This is a genomic window from Aeromonas sp. DNRA1 (assembly GCF_963888745.1).
GTDB classification, from domain to species: domain Bacteria; phylum Pseudomonadota; class Gammaproteobacteria; order Enterobacterales; family Aeromonadaceae; genus Aeromonas; species Aeromonas hydrophila.
Window position 1 is genome coordinate 481,012 of sequence record NZ_CAWPKQ010000002.1, and the last position, 17,145, is coordinate 498,156.

Consider the following 17,145-nt stretch of genomic DNA (forward strand, 5'->3'; position numbering starts at 1 on the left):
GAGTGAACGGCGCGTCCGCCAGCAGGGCGGCTCGCTACAACCGGCGTGACCGCAGGAGAGGGGCCGCGCCGCACAGGAGAGACAGGGATGAAACTGCTGATCATCGGCGGCACCGGATTTCTGGGGCGCCATCTCACTGCGCTGGCGCTGGACTGGGGCCACGAGGTGACCTTGTTCAATCGCGGCCGACGCCAGCACCCGGACTGGCGCGAGCTCACCCAGCTGCAGGGGGACCGGGATCAGGACCTGACCCCGCTGCATCACTATCAGGGAAGCTGGGATCTGGCCATCGACACCTGCTGCTATCGCCCCGAACAGGCGGCGAGCCTTTCGGCCGCTCTGCTCGGGCGCTGCGAGCGGTTGATCTTCATCTCCACCATCAGCGTCTATCGCGACTTCGCCCAGCCCGGGCAAGACGAGTCAGCGCTGCTGCACGAGATTGCCGAGAGGGAGATGCCGGAAGATTACGGCCCCCTCAAGGTGCTGTGCGAGGCCACGTATCGGGCCCGTTGGGGCGAGCGGCTCTGCATCTTGCGCCCAGGCGTCTTGTGCGGCCCCCATGATCCCACCGGCCGGCTGGCCTGGTGGGTGAAACGGGTGCAACAGGGCGGCCCCTGGCTGCTGCCGGGGCAGGGGGAAGACCGGCTGCAATATCTGGACGTGCGCGACTGCGCCGAGTTCGTGCTGCGGGCCGCCGAGCAGCAATTGAGCGGCACCTTCAATCTGGTCAAGCCCGGTATCGCACTGAACGACTGGGTGGATCGCCTAGCCGCCAGGCTGGCTCCTGCGACCCCGCTCGTGCCGGAGTGGGCGCCCTGGCCCGCGCTGCTGGCCGCCGGGGTGGAGCCCTGGCAGAGCTATCCGACCCTGTTGCCCAATGAGCAGCCCGAATATGCCGGTTATGGTCGTATCAGCGCCGAGGCGGCCATTGTACAGGGCCTCAATTTTCGGCCGCTGGAGGAGACAGTGGCTGATGTGGCCGAGTGGCTGGCCGGCGCGCCGGACGCTGTGGTGGCCGCTGGCATCACGGCCGAGCAGGAGACGCGGCTGCGTCAGCTTGTCCGCTAGAGGCCGGCAAGTGCCGCAGCAAAGCAAAAGGGCATCGAGAGATGCCCTTTTCTGTCTGGTGTGAGCGCAGCTACTCGGTGCGCATGACGGCGCCGGCAGCGGTCAGTTGCTCGCGCAGGATGGCGCGATGACAGCGGGACTCCTGCTCGCAGTAGCAGCCCACCGACAGGTTGGTGGTGTGGGAGAGGGCGGCCAGCAGCGCCAGATCGTGCCTGGCGGCCGGGGTGGCCAGCTCGGCCTTGTACTGTTTGCAGAAGGCGTTCCACTGGGCGGGTGTCTCGGCCCCCTGGCCCAGCTTCATGGTGTCGTTGCTGGGGGCGAGATTGGGAAACCAGACGTCGTACCAATCCTGGCTGGCAAATTCGGTTTTGGGCACGCCGCGGGGTGGGCGGCGCACGGTGCCGATCCGCAGCCCCTCGTCGGGCAGGCGGGGCGTGCCGAGGCGAACGATGGCCAGTGCCATGCAGGCTCCTTGCAGTTGACGCTTATTTCTCGGTGGCGACTTTCAGCGCCTGGCCGTAGCATATCACCTGCTTCAGGCAGCCCGGGGTGTCGCTGAATTCGGCGCACTTGTCGAAGGTGACGCCGTTGCCGCCCATGTCGGCCACGCGGCGGCGGGCCAGGGTACGGGCCTCGCCGGCGTTGGGGATCGGCTGCTTGGCATCGCTCTGGCAGGACTCCCCTTCGACGGTGCCGAGATAGAGGTAGTTGAGATCGGCCAGCTGGCCCTGTTCATAGATCTGAACGCTGCCCGGCTTGAAGTACTCGTCGAAGTTCTCTTTGTCCAGATTGCTGTTGAAGGCAAAGTCGGCGCAGCCGGAGGCAATCAGGGGCATCATCAGGATCAGGCGTTTCATCGTCTCGTATCTTGTGTCGGTGATGAGGACAGTAGCAAGGCGCAGGCGCTCCATGTCGGCATCTTGTGGAATAACGAAGGGGCCATTATAGGGGCCAGTCGACGGTGTCGACCAGCCCCATTTTTAGCCGTATGGACGGGGTGTGACCAGGATCCGGCCGTGTGTTGCCCGTGCAGCTTCACGCTGCCGGCAAAGATGACTGGCCCGGTGTCATGAGAGAGGGGCGCACCGGGCACCCCTCTCTCGTTGCTCATCAGACCGGCGCCAGCCGCTGATGCAGGCTGCGGTAGTAGTCGTCCGCCAGCAGCGTCTGATGGGGGGCACAGAGGCGGATCTGCCCCTCTTCCATCAGGGCGATCCGGTCCATCTGCTCCAGCCCCAACAAACGGTGGGAGATGAGCAGCAGGGTGCGATCCGCCCCCAGCCGGAACAACAGATCCATGATCTCCCGCTCGGTCTGGCTGTCGAGCCCCTCGGTCGGCTCATCCAGCAGCCACAGCGGCGCGTCGTGCAGCAGGGCGCGAGCGATGCCGACGCGGCGGCGCTCGCCACCGGAGAGTGGTCGGCCGCCATCCCCCAGCCAGGCATCGAGCCCGCTGTCGCTGTGGCCGTTGTCATCTTCCAGCAGGTTGGCGAGGCCGACCTGGGTCAGCACCTGCACCAACTGCTCGTCACTGGCATGGGGGGCGGCCAGCTTGAGGTTGCCGCGCAAGGTATCGGCAAACAGGTGCACCCGCTGGCTCACCACCGAGAGGGAGGCGCGCAGCGCCCCTTCGCTGTAGTCGGTGAGCGGCTTGCCATCGAGCAGGATCTTGCCGGCCTGCGGGTTCCATTCGCGGGTCAGCAGTCCCATCAGGGTCGATTTGCCGCAGCCGGTCTGGCCCAGCAGCGCCAGCTTTTCACCGGCCTGCAACTGCAGGGTGCAGCCACGCAGCACCGGCTGCGGGTTGCCTGGGTAGCTGAAATAGAGGTCGTTTATCTGCAGCGCCCCCTGTGGCGCGTGGCGCTCTTCGTGGCCCCACTCGGGGGCCTTGGCCTCCTGCAGGATCTCGTTGAGGCGGCGGGCCGAGGTGAGGCTGGTGGAGAGGTGCTGGAAGGCTCCGGCCAGCGGCATCAGCGCCTCGAAGCTGGCCAGGGTGGCGAACACCATCAGCGCCGTGATGGGATCCGGCGCGGCGCCTGCTACCCCGTGACCGGCCAGCCACAGCATCAGGGTGAGGGTCCAGCCGCTCAGCAGTTGCACCGAGCAGTTGGCCAGCCCGCTCACCCGGGCCATGCGGGCCTGGGCCTGGATCAGCGCCTGTTCGGCCTGCTGCAGCTCGTCACGCGCCCGGGGGGCGGCGGCAAACATCTGCAGTTCGGCCTGGCCGTCCAGATAGTCCACCAGACGGGTACGCAGGTTGGACTTCTCGGCGATCAGCTGGCGACCGGGCTGGCGGCCGAGGAAGTAGAACACCAGTGGCAGGGCCAGCATGCCGAACAGCAGGATGGCGCCCAGTATCAGGGCCAGGTCGGCATCGAACAGCGAGAGGAAGAACACCAGGCCGGCGGTGCTGAGCAGGGCCGCGCCTATGGGGGTGACCAGCCGCAGGTAGACGTGGTCCATGGCGTCGATGTCGGCCACCAGCCGGTTGAGCAGGTCCGCCTGGCGAAAGCCTGCCAGGGCGCCAGTGGAGAGCGGCGAGAGTTTTTGCCAGAACCAGACCCGCAGCCGGGTCAGCACCCGGAAGGTGGCATCGTGGCTCACCACCCGCTCACCCCAGCGGCCGGCGGTGCGAATGATGGAGAAGAAGCGTACCCCGCCAGCCGGCGTCATGTAGTTGAAGGTGTCGCGACTGGCGACCGCCATCCCCGCCACGGCAGCGGCGGAGAGGAACCAGCCGGAGAGCGACAGCAGTCCCATCCCGGCGACCAGTGTCACCAGGGCCAGCAGCAGGCCGAGAGAGAGGCTCAGCCAGTGCTGGCGATAGAGGCGCAGAAACGGCAAGAGATCAGTCATCGAGAGAACCCTCGTTACGTTGGGAGAGCAGGCGGGCGAACGGCCCCTGTGCGGTATTCAGTTGCTGGAAGCTGCCCTGCTCCACCAGCTTGCCACGCTCTAGCACCAGAATCTGGTCCATCTTGGTGAGCTGGTCGATGCGGTGAGTGATCATCAGCAGGGTCTGGCCTGCTGCGGCCTGTTCCAGCGTGGTCATGATGGCACGCTCGGAGTGGCGATCCAGGCTGGCGGTCGGTTCGTCCAGCACCATCAGCTGGGTGGACTTGAGCAGGGTACGGGCCAGGGCGAGGCGCTGGGCCTGGCCGACCGAGAGGCCACCGGCCTGATCCCCCACCGCATAATCGAGCCCCTTTTCCATGGCAAACTCCCACGCCTGAGCCCGTTTCAGGGCCTCCTCCAGTTCGCTGTCACTGGCGGAGGGGTTGGCCAGCAGCAGGTTGTCGCGCAGCGAGGCATGGAACAGCTGCGGGTTCTGGGAGAGCCAGCCCAGCTGGCGGCGCCACTGGCTCATGTCGAGGCTGGCGAGCTCCTGGCCGTTGACCTTGAGCTCGCCGCGATAGGGGGCAAAGCCGAGCAGGGCATTAACCAGCGAGCTCTTGCCGGCGCCGCTGATGCCGATGAGGGCGGTGCGCGAGCCGGACGCCAGGGTGAAGTCGATGGGGCCGACCAGCACCTTGCCCTCGGCGCTCAGCACTTCAAGGCCTTTGGCTTCTACCTTGATGGGGGCGTCGGCATGGAACGGCGCATGGCCTGAGGCGGGTTCCGTCACCTCGGCCTCGAGAAACTCCAGCAGCTGTTCGGCGGCGCCGATGGCCTGCGCCTTGGCGTGGTAGTGGGCGCCGAGTTCGCGCAGCGGGGCATAGAACTCGGGGGCCAGAAACAGCACGAACAGGCCGGTAAACAAAGTGACTTTGCTGCCATAGTGGCCGAAGTTCAGGTGATCGATATAGGAGAAACCGAAGTAGACGGCCACCAGTGCCACCGAGAGGGCGGCGAAGAACTCCAGCACGGCGGTACTGAGGAAGGCAAGGCGCAGCACCTCCATGGTGCGTTCGCGAAAATCTTCCGACGCATCGCGAATGGCATCCCCTTCCGCCTGGGTGCGCATGAACAGCTGCAAAGTGCGCAGCCCCTTCAGGCGATCGAGGAAGTGGCCGGAGAGACGGGCCAGCGCCTGGAAGTTGCGGCGGTTGGCATCGGCGGCGCCGACCCCCACCAGGATCATGAAGAGGGGAATGAGGGGCGCCGTGCCCAGCAGGATCAGGCCAGCGGCCCAGTTGACCGGGAACACGGCCACCAGGATCACCACCGGAATGAACACGGCAATTGCCATCTGCGGCAGATAGCGGGAGAAGAAATCCTGCATGTTTTCAATCTGCTCCAGCAGCAGACTAGCCCAGCTGCCGGCCGGTCGACGCTGGATGTAGGCTGGCCCCAGCCGGCCGAGGCGGGTGAGCACCAGCTCGCGGATGGCCTGGCGCACCGCGCTGCCGGCCTTGAAGCTGGCGACTTCACGGCCATAGGCCAGCACCGCCTTGCCAAGGGTGACCAGCAGCAGGGCGATGAAGAGGGGAATGGATTGCGCCGGCGTGGAGCCTTCGATGATGAAACCGTGCAGCAGGGTGGCCAGCAGCCAGGCCTGCGCCACCATCAGGATGCCCTGACCCAGGCCAAAGCCGATGGAGAGGCCGATCCAGCGCCGGCCGTGGCTCGATTGATTGCGCAACCAGCCGTAGAGTCGTTTTTGCGTTTTTTTATCCATTACCACCATCCTCGCGTCGAGTGGCGCAAGACTATCCTCGCCCCCCAGGCTTGGCAACCTTGTAAATTCCGGCTTGTGAAAACGGTTGAGTGAAAAAGCGGCTCGCTGCTCATTAGTTGGTCGAACAGATTGATTTACGGTAAAAAATCGTATCGAGGTGATTGCGCTCGGCGGCAAAATGCATATAGTAGAGGCCCTGACGCGGGTGTAGTTCAATGGTAGAACGGTAGCTTCCCAAGCTGCATACGTGGGTTCGATTCCCATCACCCGCTCCAAATTCCAGATAGCGGTCAAGACCGCTGTCACCTCAGCCGAAACGGCTGTCTGTCGTGGGGCTTCCCCATCACACCAAGCAAGTTTTGATGCCAGGCGGGCATCGTATAATGGCTATTACCTCAGCCTTCCAAGCTGATGATGCGGGTTCGATTCCCGCTGCCCGCTCCAGCCTTCATGCAAAAGCCCACTCCTGCGAGTGGGCTTTTTGTTGTCTGTTTTTTGATGCCGGCGAGAGTGCCAGCTTGACCAAGCTGAATGGCGCAGAAATGGAAAAGGCGCCATCGGCGCCTTTTCAACTCGGGAGGAGGGAGGATTACTCCTGCTCCAGCTCACCGCAGAAGCGATAGCCTTCGCCATGGATGGTGGCGATGATCTCCGGAGTGTCGTTGACGCTCTCGAAGTGCTTGCGGATACGGCGGATGGTGACATCCACGGTACGGTCGTGGGGCTTGAGCTCACGGCCGGTCATCTTCTTGAGCAGCTCGGCACGGGTCTGGATCTGGCCAGGGTTTTCGCAGAAGTGCAGCATGGCGCGGAACTCGGAGCGCGGCAGCTTGAACATGTCGCCAGCCGGGCTGACCAGGGCGCGGCTGTTGATGTCCAGTGCCCAGCCGTTGAACAAGTAACGCTCCACCAGCTTCTTCTCTTCGCCACCGGCGGCCACGTTCATGGTACGGCTCAGCAGGTTGCGGGCACGGATGGTCAGCTCACGGGGGTTGAACGGCTTGGTGATGTAATCGTCGGCACCGATCTCCAGACCCAGAATCTTGTCCACTTCGTTGTCACGACCGGTCAGGAACATCAGGGCGATGTTGTCGTCCTCACGCAGCTCGCGTGCCAGCAGCAGGCCATTCTTGCCCGGCAGGTTGATGTCCATGATCACCAGATTGATGGTGTGGGAAGTCAGAGCCTGATGCATCTCGTCGCCATTGTTGGCTTCGAGCACGATATAGCCCTCTGCCTCGAAGATGCTTTTCAGGGTATTGCGAGTGACCAGTTCGTCTTCGACGATCAGAATGTGTGGTGTTTGCATGAGTATTCCCAGATTCTTATCAGTTAGTTATCTAAATTTTAACACTCTTTGGCGTTACCCGACCGGTCCTGAAAATTTATTACGTCATCCTGGGTATGAATGTCAGGTCGGATTATCGCGAATTTGGCATCAGCGTTGGCAAACATCCCTGTGCCACACATAGGCTCTCAATAAGTCTGATCGAGAGAAGCCTGGAAAGGTAGTCCATTACAAAAGTGGCTGCATTTTATCAGTTAACAGGCGCATAACAACACTCTTTGCCGTCAGATAGCAACTTTTTAACTCTGGTTTGATATAGGTCAAACCCTGAGTTCACAGCATGATACTTGGGGTTGCCCCCATTTTCGCCCCTATAAAATGTAATGGAATGTAACATGTGGTTGACATGAATTTGTGGGAAAACTACAGAAAAATCTGCTTTATTGCACCCTTTTCGGCGCCGAAATGGCCTGCCTACGCCATTGTGACGGCCTGGAATCCTGCCAGTCGCCAGCTGGGAATGCGTCGCAATACCCGCCGTCAGCGGGCCCTGTTGCGGTCCATTGCGGCGGTTCCTCGTTGGCAGGCGATGGGGCCTTGTCGCGGCAGTTCGCTGGATGAAAGCTGGCAGGAGTCGTCGCTGCTGCTGGCCTCCACGCGCAGTGAGGCCATCCTGCTGGCGGCCCGCTTTGGCCAGAATGCCATCTACTGGGTGGAACAGGGGGAACTGTGGCTGCTGCCGGTGTTGCTGGCGGGAGAGCCACACCATCTGGGCAGAATTGAATCCCACTGGATTGTCAGGGGCTCTGCTTGATGAAAGAATGAGCGAATTCATGTCCATGGAAGGAGACTTATGATGCTGGATCTACTGCCCGATCTCTGTGACGAGTACGGCGATGCCCTGCAGGTGGCGGAGCCGCTGTTTCAAAATTTTGGTGGCAAGGCGCTGTTCCACGGCCAGGCAGTCACTCTCTCTTGTTACGAGGACAACAGCCTGGTGCGGGAGCTGGTCAACCGACCCGGGCAGGGGCGGGTGATGGTGATCGATGGCGGTGGTTCCCTGCGCCGTGCCCTGCTCGGCGATCAGCTGGCGATCAAGGCGGCGGAGCAGGGCTGGGAAGGCATCGTGATCTACGGCGCCGTGCGCGACGTGGGCACGCTGGCAACACTGGCGCTGGGGGTCAAGGCATTGGCGCCGTGTCCGGTCAAAACCGAGAAGCGAGGGCTGGGTGAGCTGGATGCGGTGGTGTCGTTTGCAGGGGTGACCATACATCCGGGTGACTACGTCTACGCCGATCTCAACGGCGTGCTGGTGAGCGCCACCCGGCTGATCTGACCCAGCTAGAAGTTGAAGCCGACCCCGACGCTGAGGGATTGTTCGGTGCTAAAGGCGCTGACGCCGTAGTTGGCGGTGATGGCCAGTTGCGGGGTCAGCAGCAGGCTGGTGTTGAGCTCCAGCAGGGTGCTGGGTTTGTTCACTTCCAGCTGTTTGATCTGGCTGCCGATGTTGAGCATGGGGGAGAGCTGATAGCGCACTCCCGAGCTCAGGTTGTAGCCTGATTGCTCGCTGCTGGGGCCGATGGCCGGGCCTGCTTCCATGTAGAGGCTGACGCCATCGTTCAGCGGATACTGATAGCCGGTATTGATGAGCCAGAGATCGAAACTGTCGTTGTGATGAGCCTGATTGTCGAGCAGCACGCCGGAGTAACTCTTGACGTAGAGCTGGCTGTTGGCGTCGTTCTTGAGGAAATCCCAGTCGGCGGCCTGGGCGGTAAGGCTGAGGCATGAGACGAGTGCGATGACGGATGATTTGACCATTCTTTTCCCCTCCCTGGGTCCGGAACAGGAATACAAGCATGGCACATGCCAGCTGGTAGTAAAGGGAACCCCGATCACAATAAAACAGTTTTGATTTGCTCCGCTCTCATGATACACAGGCCCCCATCACCATGTTTCTTCCCCTATTTTGCTGATATCAAGAGGTGAACCCATGAACAAAAAACTGACTCTGCTGGCCGTACTGGCCCTGGGAGGCTGCGCCATGGCAACTGGTTCCAAGCTGACTCAACTGCAAGCTTCCACCTGGCAACTGCAAGGGGCGAGCGGCGACACCTTCACCCTGCAAGTGGCCGGTGACAAGGTAGCGGGCAAGGGAGGCTGCAACCGCTATTTCGGCGCCATCACCCAGCAGGGTGACGGTGTGCTGGCGCTGGGCCCCATGGGTTCGACCCGCATGATGTGCATGGGGGATCTGGCCGGCAAGGAGATGCTCTATCTGCAAAAGCTGGAGAAAGTGGCGAGCTTCCAGATCAGCGGTCAGCAGCTGGTATTGAGCGACGCCAACAAGGCGACGCTGCTCACCTTCGACGCCATGCCTGCCGCCAAGTAACTGACGGTTTTGTCAGGGGCTGTCGTAGCGCGAGCTGATGGCCCAACGCAAAAGGGACGCCTCGGCGTCCCTTTTGCTATTTGCACTCCCTTTTGCAACTGGGCTCCCGGATAGGCTAGCCCCCCCGCTGAAACTTGAAGCGCTTCTTGCGCCGATAGGGATAGACATCCTCGAATACCCCCTCCTTGATGTTGCTCTGCAGCATCTTCCAGTAGTTGGCATCAAACAGCTCCTTGTGCAGCTGCATCATGATGTCGCGCACCTGCGGCTTTTGCAGCAAGAAGGTGGCGAACTCCTCGGGGAAGATGTCGTTGGGGGCCACCGAGTACCAGGGTTCGGCGCTCCACTCATCCTCGGGGTAGCGGGGCGGCGGGATCTGGCGGAAGTTGCACTCCGTCATGTAGCAGATCTCGTCGTAGTCGTAGAACACCACCCGGCCGTGACGGGTGACCCCGAAGTTCTTGAACAGCATGTCGCCCGGAAAGATGTTGGCCGCCGCCAGCTGCTTGATGGCGTTGCCGTACTCCTCCAGCGCGAGCCGGGTCTGCTGCTCGTCCGCCTTGTCCAGATAGAGGTTGAGCGGGATCATCTTGCGTTCGGTGTAGAGGTGCTTGATCACCAGCTTGTCGTCGGTGAGGGTCAGCGCAGACGGGGCCACCGTCTTGAGCTCGGCCAGCAGCTCCGGCGAGATGCGATCGAGGGGAAACTCGAAGTTGGTGAACTCCTGGGTATCGGCCATGCGGCCAACCCGGTCGTGCTGTTTAACCAACCGGTACTTCGCCTTCACCTGCTCGTGGCTCACGTCCTTGGGGGGCGTGAACTCGTCTTTGATCACCTTGAACACCACGTCATAGGAGGGGAGAGTAAACACACTCATCACCATCCCCTTGATGCCCGGCGCGATGACGAACTGCTCCCGGCTCTGGGCCAGGTGCTGCTGATAGTGGCGATAGAGCTCTGTCTTGCCGTGCTTCTGGCAACCGATGGCGTTGTAGATCTCATAGTCCGGCTTGTGGGGCATGATCTGGCGCAGAAACAGCACGAACAGCGCCGGCACGGGGGCATAAACCATGAAGTAGGCGCGGGCGAAGCCGAACACGATGGAGGCGAGCTCAGGCTCGAAGATGACGGTATCCACATAGATGCTCTGGCCGGTACTGAGCAGCGGCAGGATGAAGGGAAACACCTGCCCCTTGACCCGGATCAGCCCCACCAGATAGGCCCCCTTGTTGCGGTAGAACACCTCCTTGAGCAGCTCGATGGCGAACGGCTCATCGTGCAGGATGGCCGGCCCGTTCTCGGCAAGATGGCGCTGGATGTCGACAATATCCCGCTGTTTGTCCTCATAGGGCAGGGTGAAGCTGTAATCCCCCAGCAGCTGGCTCAGGGTCTGCGGCAGGTGGGCGAGATCGGTGCGATAGATGCGCAGCAGGGCGCTCAGGTCGGGGTGCTCCCCCCGGCTGCGAAACGGGTGGATATAGAGGTTCTCGTCGCGAATGTTGCGATGGCGGAAGATACGGCGATAGACGGAGTTGAAGAAGGACTCCGCCACCTCGAAGTTCTCGCACTTGGGCAGCAGATCGCTGAATGCCCCCTTCACCTGCTTGAGCAGGGCCTGGCTCGGCAGGGTCGCCCCCATCATCTGCTTGATCAGCGCCGTGGTGGCGCCGACGTGGTGATCGTAGAGGCGAATGCGCTCGCGCCCGGCGAGCTGCACCCCCAGCCAGTCGCTGTTCTCGAAGCGACTCTTGCTGCCCTGGGTGATTTCGAGAAACCGGCTGTAAAACGACTCGAAGCGTTGCAGAATCGTCTCGGCGACGGCCTGTTCCAATGGCTGCTGCATCTCTCTCTTCCTTGTGATCTGTCGGGCCGATGGTGCCTGGGATTGGCTGCAATTTGTTCATATTCCCGGCCACTATGGCAACATTCAAACGTCTGTTCAAGTGGCAATTTTCGGGTGAAAACGGTAGATTGCGCCCCTGTTTTGCCGATGATCCGCTGTTGTTTGCGCATTCGGCCCTGCCCAGGAGAAAACCCGATGAAACTCTATTTTGTGCTGGTGGCCCCCGCTCGCCCGGCCAACGTGGGCGCTGCCGCCCGCGCCATGAAAACCATGGGCTTTGATGCCATGCGACTGGTGGCAAGCCGGGTGCACGAAGAGGAGGAGGCGAGCTGGGTGGCCCATGGTGCGCAGGAGGTCCTGACCCAGGCCGAGGCGTTCGACACCCTGGAAGAGGCGCTGGCCGACATGGATCTGGTGGTGGCCACCACCGCCCGCCAGCGCGGTCGTTATCAGCACTACCTCACGCCGGCCGAGATCCGCGACCAGATCAAGGCCAAGCCCTCGCTGGACAAGGTCGCCATCGTGTTTGGCTGCGAGGAGTCGGGGCTCTCCAACGAGCAGCTGGCCCAGGTCGACCTCATCAGCTATCTGCCGCTCAAGGTGAGCTACCCGTCCCTGAATCTGGGGCAGGCGATCATGCTGTACGCCTACGAGCTGAGCCAGTTGCTCGATGAGCCCGAGGTGGTAGCAGAAAATGTTGATAACGCCGGACAGGTTCGGGTGCTTAAAAACAAAACAGCAGAAATTCTCGGTGAAATCGGAGTTTCGCAGGATGAAAAACTGCATCAATGGGTGATGGACCGAGTGCCCATGCTGCCGCAGCGGGATTTGAATATGCTCCACCTGCTCTGCAAAGACCTTGCGCGCAAACTTGGCAAAGAGGTTTAAGTTGACAGCGCTGCGCCCGGCGCGGTATTGCTAAAAGCCAGCTTCGTCAACGAGTGTTCGTCATGCAGTTATTCACCAACGTCATCACCACCACCATTATTACCGGTACCACCACAGGTGGCACTGGGGCCGGTTGATGCGCTGACGAACAAGCACAGAAATCAGAAAAGGCCCGTACCCACCCAGTACGGGCCTTTTTGTTGGATGATTTTCAGAACCATTTTCGGGCAAATTTGCAAGGATCACAGGGAGAGAAAGCGATGAGAGTGTTGAAGTTTGGCGGGTCGTCACTGGCCGATGCAGAGCGTTTTTTACGGGTCGCCGATATCGCGGTGAATACCCACGGCCAATCCCAGGTTGCCCTGGTGCTGTCGGCACCGGCCAAGGTGACCAACCACCTGGTGGCGCTGGTGGAACAGACCAGCCGCGGCATGGATGCCAGCAGCACCTTGTTCGAGATCAACGGTATCTTCTCCCGCCTCTTGGCCGGCTTGAAGGCTGCCTATCCGGCGCTGGATGACAAGGCGCTGCAGGCTCGTCTCACCAGCGAACTGGATCAGGTGGAGCGGCTGATGCAGGGCGTCCGCCTGCTGGGGCTCTGTCCGGACAACGTGCAGGCCCGCATCTTGAGCCGGGGCGAGAACCTCTCCATCGCCTTCATGCACGAGCTGTTGCGGGTGCGCGGCCTTGAGCTGGACATCATAGTACCGGAGCAGCTGCTGGTGACCGACGGCGGCTATCTGGAGGCTCACGTCGACATCGAAGCCTCCCGCCTGCGCTTTGCCGCCAGGGGCCTGCGTTCCGACTGTCTCTACCTGATGCCGGGCTTCACCGGTGGCAGCGACAAGGGCGAAACCGTGCTGCTCGGCCGTAATGGGTCGGATTACTCCGCCGCCGTGCTGGCCGCCTGTGTCGATGCCGAGTGTTGCGAGATCTGGACCGACGTCGAGGGCTGCTACAACTGCGACCCGCGCCTTGTGCCGGATGCCTATCTGCTGAAGACCCTCTCCTACAAGGAGGCGATGGAGCTCTCCTACTTCGGTGCCAAGGTACTGCACCCGAAAACCATAGCGCCGGTGGCCCAGTTCCACATTCCCTGCCTCATCAAGAACAGCTTCAACCCGCAAGGGCCAGGCACCCTTATCGGCGTCGAGCAGGGGGATGATGACCTGAAGGTGAAGGCCATCTCGGATCTCTCCGGCATGTGCATGTTCAACGTCTCCGGCCCCGGCATGAAGGGCATGGTGGGCATGGCCGGCCGCATCTTCTCCGCCGTCTCCCGCGCCGGGGTCAGCATCGTCCTCATCACCCAGTCATCCTCCGAGTACAGCGTCAGCTTCTGTATCCACAGCTATGACTGCGACAAGACCCGCAAGGTGCTGGAGCGCGAGTTCGAGCTCGAATTCAAGAACCAGCTGCTGGATCCGCTGGAGATCATGCAGGATCTGGCGATCATCTCCCTGATCGGTGACGGCATGCGCACCTCCAAGGGGATGGCAGCCCGCTTCTTCACCTCGCTGGCGCAAGCCTCCATCAACATCGTCGCCATCGCCCAGGGTTCGAGCGAGCGCTCCATCTCGGCGGTAGTGCGGGATCGCAAAGTGGCGGAAGCCATCAAGGCCTGCCACCAGAACTTCTTCGGCAGCCAGCAGTTCATCGACTTGTTCGTGGTCGGCGTCGGCGGTGTCGGCGCGGCCCTGGTGGACCAGATTGCCCGCCAGCAGCCGGTATTGGCCGAGCAGGGCACCGGCCTGCGGGTGGTGGGCATCGCCAACAGCCGCCAGATGGCGGTCAACAAGGATGGGCTGAACCTCGCCAATTGGCGTGAACAGCTGGTGGAAGCCCGTGACAGCTTCAGCCTGGAAGCGGTGCAAAAGCTGGTGGAAGAGAGCCACCTCATCAACCCGGTGATCGTCGATTGCACTTCCAGCGAGGCCATCGCCGTCCAGTATGCCGACTTCCTCGCCGCTGGTTTCCACGTGGTCACCCCGAACAAGAAGGCCAATACCGGGTCGCTCGATTACTACAAGGCGCTGCGTCGCACCGCCCGCCAGACCCGCCGCAAGTTCCTGTACGAAACCAACGTGGGCGCCGGCCTGCCGGTCATCGAGAACCTGCAGAACCTGATCAAGGCTGGCGACAAGCTGCGCGCCTTCGACGGCGTGCTGTCCGGTTCGCTCTCCTTTATCTTTGGCAAGCTGGACGAAGGGATGGCCTTCTCCGATGCCACCAAGATTGCCCGCAGCAACGGCTTTACCGAGCCGGATCCGCGCGACGATCTCAACGGCATGGACGTGGCCCGCAAGCTGCTCATTCTGGCCCGCGAGGCCGGCATGGCTCTGGAGCTCTCCGATGTCGAGGTAGAGCAGGCCCTGCCGCCGGGCTTTGATGTGAGTGGCGATGTGGAAGCCTTCATGGCTCGCCTGCCGGAGGCTGACGGCTGGTTCCGCGACCAGTTCGCGGCGGCCCAGCGTGACGGCAAGGTGCTGCGCTACGTGGGTTCCATCGAGGGTGGCAAGTGCAAGGTCGCCATCAAGGCGGTCGGCGCCGACGAGCCGCTGTTCAAGGTCAAAGACGGGGAGAACGCGCTCGCCTTCTTCTCTACCTACTACCAGCCGATCCCGCTGGTGCTGCGCGGCTATGGCGCCGGCACCGAAGTGACCGCCGCGGGCGTCTTTGCCGACGTGCTGCGCACCCAGAACTGGAAGCAGGAGTTGTAAGTATGAGTTCAGACATGTACCAGAGCAGCAGCGTGGTGGCCTATGCCCCCGCCTCCAGCGCCAACCTGAGCGTGGGATTCGATGTATTGGGGGCGGCGCTCGCCCCCGTGGATGGTTCTCTGCTCGGGGATCGCGTCCAGGTCAAGGCAGCCGATGTGCCGTTTGCCCTCTCCTCCGTGGGCTGTTACGCCCACAAGTTGCCGGCTGACCCGAAAAAGAACATCCTCCATGACTGCTGGCTCGCCTATGGCGAGGCGCTGGAGAAGCGCGGCCTGGGTCTCAAGCCGCTCGAGATGGTGCTGGAGAAGAACCTGCCGGTGGGCTCGGGCCTGGGCTCCAGCGCCTGCAGCGTGGTGGCGGCACTGGAAGGGCTCAACGCCTTTCACGGCGCCCCCCTCAATGAACACGACCTGCTGCTGCTGATGGGGGAGATGGAAGGCAAGATCTCCGGCTCCGTCCACTACGACAACGTCGCCCCCTGCTATCTGGGCGGCATGCAGCTGGTGCTGGAAGAGCACGGCGTCATCAGCCAGGGCATTCCGGTGTTTGAGCAGTGGTACTGGGTGGTCTGCTACCCGGGCACAGTGGTCTCCACCGCCGCCGCCCGCGCCATTTTGCCGGCCCAGTATCGCCGCCAGGATTGCCTCACCTATGGCCGTCGGCTGGCCGCCTTCGTGCACGCCAGCTACACCGGGCAGGAGGGGTTGGCGGCGAGCGTATTGAAAGACGTGATTGCCGAGCCCTACCGTGCGGCGCTCATTGAAGGCTTCAACGAGGTACGGGCCCAGGCCGCCCAGAACGGGGCGCTGGCCACCGGCATCTCGGGCTCCGGCCCCAGCGTGTTCGTGGTGATGAAGGATCTGGCTCAGGCCGAGCGGATGAAAGATTGGATGGACGCACATTTCGTGCAGAACGAAGATGGATTTGCCCGGGTTTGCAAACTCGACATGGCCGGGGCACGGGTAACAGGAAGCGAGCTATGAATCTTTACAATATCAAGGACAAGAGTGAACAGGTGAGCTTCGCCCAGGCGGTGCGTCAGGGTCTGGGCCGCGAACAGGGTCTGTTCTTTCCCGAGCGACTTGAGCCGCTGGCCGATGTGGATGCCCTGCTGGATCTGCCGCTGGTGGAGCGCTCCGCCCGCATCCTCAGCCACCTGCTGGGGGACGAAGTGGCCGCGCCTCAGGTGCACGAGCTGGTCAAGGCCGCTTTTACCTTCCCGGCGCCGCTGGTCAAGCTCAAAGATGGCACCTATGCCCTCGAACTGTTCCACGGCCCGACCCTGGCGTTCAAGGATTTCGGCGGCCGCTTTATGGCTCAGTGCCTCGCGGCGTTCCGTACCAACGACAAGATCACCATACTCACCGCCACCTCCGGCGACACCGGCGCCGCCGTGGCCCACGCCTTCTACGGGCTGGAGGGGATCGAGGTGGTGATCCTCTACCCGAAGGGCAAGATAAGCCCGCTGCAGGAGGCGCTGTTCTGCACCTTAGGTGGCAACATCCGCACCATCGCCATCGACGGCGACTTCGATGCCTGCCAGGCGCTGGTGAAGCAATCCTTCGATGATGAAGAGCTGAAAAAGGCGATTGGCCTGAACTCTGCCAACTCCATCAACATCAGCCGCTTGCTGGCCCAGGTTTGCTACTACTTCGAGGCGCTGGCCCAGCTGCCGAAAGCCGATCGCGCCAAGGCGGTCATCAGCGTGCCGTCCGGCAACTTTGGCAACCTCACCGCAGGTCTTATCGCCAAGGCGCTGGGGCTACCGGTGAAGCGCTTTATCGCCGCCACCAACGCCAACGACACCGTGCCGCGCTACCTGAAAACCGGCCAGTGGGATCCGCACCAGACTGTCGCAACCCTGTCGAATGCCATGGATGTGAGCCGCCCCAACAACTGGCCTAGGGTGGAAGAGCTGTGCCGTCGCAACGGCTGGGCGCTGGAGACCTTGGGCTCAGGCATGCGCAGTGATGCCGAAACCCGTGATGCGCTGAAACGGCTGCACGAGCTGGACTACCTGTGCGAACCCCATGGCGCCATTGCCTGGGATCTGCTGGGCGAACAGCTGGCCGAGGACGAAGTGGGGGTGTTCCTCTGTACCGCTCATCCGGCCAAGTTCAAGGAGTCGGTAGACGAGATCCTGGGGCTGGACGTACCGCTGCCCGGTCCGCTCGCCAAGCACGCCGTGCTGCCGCTCTTGTCCCATAACCTGCCGGCGGAGTTTGCCCCGCTAAGGGCCTTCCTGCTCGGTTAAGTTGACTGCCAATCCCCCGACCTCGGGGGATTTTTCTATCCGTTGCTTTTTATCCGTGACAGGGCGGGCAGGCCGCC

15 protein-coding genes and 2 tRNA genes are annotated in these 17,145 nt (G+C 62.2%); 10 read left to right on the plus strand and 7 right to left on the minus strand.

The genetic code is table 11. The annotated features are described in order from the left end of the window. The first annotated feature begins 87 nt into the window (after positions 1-87). Positions 88-1,068 (plus strand): NAD-dependent epimerase/dehydratase family protein, encoded by a 981-nt coding sequence (locus AACQ43_RS08230; RefSeq protein ID WP_168966916.1) that lies wholly within the window; start codon positions 88-90, stop codon positions 1,066-1,068. 70 nt (positions 1,069-1,138) lie between these two features. On the opposite strand, the gene AACQ43_RS08235 is transcribed toward AACQ43_RS08230, so the two are convergent. From AACQ43_RS08235 to cydD, 4 genes are all read right to left on the minus strand, one after another. Further along, positions 1,139-1,531 (minus strand): DUF488 domain-containing protein, encoded by a 393-nt coding sequence (locus AACQ43_RS08235; RefSeq protein WP_168966918.1) that lies wholly within the window; start codon positions 1,529-1,531, stop codon positions 1,139-1,141. 22 nt (positions 1,532-1,553) lie between these two features. Then, complete coding sequence (rcsF, locus tag AACQ43_RS08240) at positions 1,554-1,925, minus strand: Rcs stress response system protein RcsF (protein WP_010633326.1); 372 nt, start codon at positions 1,923-1,925, stop codon at positions 1,554-1,556. A gap of 253 nt (positions 1,926-2,178) precedes the next feature. Continuing rightward, positions 2,179-3,924 carry a heme ABC transporter ATP-binding protein/permease CydC gene (gene cydC / locus AACQ43_RS08245; protein WP_168966920.1) on the minus strand — a complete coding sequence of 582 codons (1,746 nt, stop codon included), beginning with the start codon at positions 3,922-3,924 and terminating at the stop codon, positions 2,179-2,181. Further along, positions 3,917-5,686, minus strand: coding sequence for a heme ABC transporter permease/ATP-binding protein CydD (cydD, locus tag AACQ43_RS08250; RefSeq protein ID WP_168966922.1), 1,770 nt, complete (start codon positions 5,684-5,686; stop codon positions 3,917-3,919). Before cydD ends, cydC begins: the two co-directional genes overlap by 8 nt. A 201-nt stretch (positions 5,687-5,887) precedes the next feature. Here cydD and AACQ43_RS08255 point away from each other — a divergent pair. Both AACQ43_RS08255 and AACQ43_RS08260 read left to right on the plus strand, forming a co-directional pair. Further along, positions 5,888-5,961 (plus strand) — tRNA-Gly (locus tag AACQ43_RS08255). Between the two features lie 94 nt (positions 5,962-6,055). Then, a tRNA-Gly gene (locus AACQ43_RS08260) sits at positions 6,056-6,130 on the plus strand. A gap of 145 nt (positions 6,131-6,275) precedes the next feature. Here AACQ43_RS08260 and arcA read toward each other — a convergent pair. Continuing rightward, positions 6,276-6,995, minus strand: a complete 720-nt coding sequence (gene arcA, locus AACQ43_RS08265; protein ID WP_011706824.1) for a two-component system response regulator ArcA — start codon at positions 6,993-6,995, stop codon at positions 6,276-6,278. 376 nt (positions 6,996-7,371) lie between these two features. On the opposite strand from arcA, the gene AACQ43_RS08270 reads away from it, so the two are divergent. Beyond that, positions 7,372-7,788 carry a DUF3293 domain-containing protein gene (locus tag AACQ43_RS08270; RefSeq protein WP_168966924.1) on the plus strand — a complete coding sequence of 139 codons (417 nt, stop codon included), beginning with the start codon at positions 7,372-7,374 and terminating at the stop codon, positions 7,786-7,788. 42 nt (positions 7,789-7,830) lie between these two features. Continuing rightward, positions 7,831-8,310 (plus strand): putative 4-hydroxy-4-methyl-2-oxoglutarate aldolase, encoded by a 480-nt coding sequence (locus tag AACQ43_RS08275; RefSeq protein WP_010633331.1) that lies wholly within the window; start codon positions 7,831-7,833, stop codon positions 8,308-8,310. A gap of 5 nt (positions 8,311-8,315) precedes the next feature. On the opposite strand, the gene AACQ43_RS08280 is transcribed toward AACQ43_RS08275, so the two are convergent. After that, positions 8,316-8,792 carry a hypothetical protein gene (locus AACQ43_RS08280; protein WP_168966926.1) on the minus strand — a complete coding sequence of 159 codons (477 nt, stop codon included), beginning with the start codon at positions 8,790-8,792 and terminating at the stop codon, positions 8,316-8,318. A gap of 172 nt (positions 8,793-8,964) precedes the next feature. Here AACQ43_RS08280 and AACQ43_RS08285 point away from each other — a divergent pair, with 172 nt between their 5' ends. Next, positions 8,965-9,363 (plus strand): META domain-containing protein, encoded by a 399-nt coding sequence (locus AACQ43_RS08285; RefSeq protein WP_168966929.1) that lies wholly within the window; start codon positions 8,965-8,967, stop codon positions 9,361-9,363. A gap of 115 nt (positions 9,364-9,478) precedes the next feature. Here AACQ43_RS08285 and aceK read toward each other — a convergent pair whose 3' ends face one another. Then, positions 9,479-11,206, minus strand: a complete 1,728-nt coding sequence (gene aceK, locus AACQ43_RS08290) for a bifunctional isocitrate dehydrogenase kinase/phosphatase (protein WP_024943685.1) — start codon at positions 11,204-11,206, stop codon at positions 9,479-9,481. A gap of 195 nt (positions 11,207-11,401) precedes the next feature. Here aceK and AACQ43_RS08295 point away from each other — a divergent pair, with 195 nt between their 5' ends. From AACQ43_RS08295 to thrC, 4 genes are all read left to right on the plus strand, one after another. Further along, entirely contained in the window at positions 11,402-12,094 is a 693-nt protein-coding gene (locus tag AACQ43_RS08295; protein ID WP_168966931.1) for a tRNA/rRNA methyltransferase, read from the plus strand. A gap of 260 nt (positions 12,095-12,354) precedes the next feature. Next, positions 12,355-14,814, plus strand: a complete 2,460-nt coding sequence (thrA, locus tag AACQ43_RS08300; protein WP_168966933.1) for a bifunctional aspartate kinase/homoserine dehydrogenase I — start codon at positions 12,355-12,357, stop codon at positions 14,812-14,814. Between the two features lie 2 nt (positions 14,815-14,816). Then, positions 14,817-15,797 carry a homoserine kinase gene (thrB, locus tag AACQ43_RS08305; protein ID WP_168966935.1) on the plus strand — a complete coding sequence of 327 codons (981 nt, stop codon included), beginning with the start codon at positions 14,817-14,819 and terminating at the stop codon, positions 15,795-15,797. Next, a complete protein-coding gene (gene thrC, locus AACQ43_RS08310; protein WP_168966937.1) occupies positions 15,794-17,068 on the plus strand; it encodes a threonine synthase in 1,275 nt (424 codons plus the stop codon). Before thrB ends, thrC begins: the two co-directional genes overlap by 4 nt. The last annotated feature ends 77 nt before the right edge of the window (positions 17,069-17,145 follow it).

Bases quoted from the DNA above. Each gene is read 5' to 3' on its own strand.
- AACQ43_RS08230 (WP_168966916.1), top strand. From the start codon at position 88: ATGAAACTGCTGATCATCGGCGGCACCGGATTTCTGGGGCGCCATCTC.
- AACQ43_RS08235 (WP_168966918.1), bottom strand. From the start codon at position 1,531: ATGGCACTGGCCATCGTTCGCCTCGGCACGCCCCGCCTGCCCGACGAG.
- rcsF (WP_010633326.1), bottom strand. From the start codon at position 1,925: ATGAAACGCCTGATCCTGATGATGCCCCTGATTGCCTCCGGCTGCGCC.
- cydC (WP_168966920.1), bottom strand. From the start codon at position 3,924: ATGACTGATCTCTTGCCGTTTCTGCGCCTCTATCGCCAGCACTGGCTG.
- cydD (WP_168966922.1), bottom strand. From the start codon at position 5,686: ATGGATAAAAAAACGCAAAAACGACTCTACGGCTGGTTGCGCAATCAA.
- arcA (WP_011706824.1), bottom strand. From the start codon at position 6,995: ATGCAAACACCACACATTCTGATCGTCGAAGACGAACTGGTCACTCGC.
- AACQ43_RS08275 (WP_010633331.1), top strand. From the start codon at position 7,831: ATGCTGGATCTACTGCCCGATCTCTGTGACGAGTACGGCGATGCCCTG.
- AACQ43_RS08280 (WP_168966926.1), bottom strand. From the start codon at position 8,792: ATGGTCAAATCATCCGTCATCGCACTCGTCTCATGCCTCAGCCTTACC.
- AACQ43_RS08285 (WP_168966929.1), top strand. From the start codon at position 8,965: ATGAACAAAAAACTGACTCTGCTGGCCGTACTGGCCCTGGGAGGCTGC.
- aceK (WP_024943685.1), bottom strand. From the start codon at position 11,206: ATGCAGCAGCCATTGGAACAGGCCGTCGCCGAGACGATTCTGCAACGC.
- AACQ43_RS08295 (WP_168966931.1), top strand. From the start codon at position 11,402: ATGAAACTCTATTTTGTGCTGGTGGCCCCCGCTCGCCCGGCCAACGTG.
- thrA (WP_168966933.1), top strand. From the start codon at position 12,355: ATGAGAGTGTTGAAGTTTGGCGGGTCGTCACTGGCCGATGCAGAGCGT.
- thrB (WP_168966935.1), top strand. From the start codon at position 14,817: ATGAGTTCAGACATGTACCAGAGCAGCAGCGTGGTGGCCTATGCCCCC.
- thrC (WP_168966937.1), top strand. From the start codon at position 15,794: ATGAATCTTTACAATATCAAGGACAAGAGTGAACAGGTGAGCTTCGCC.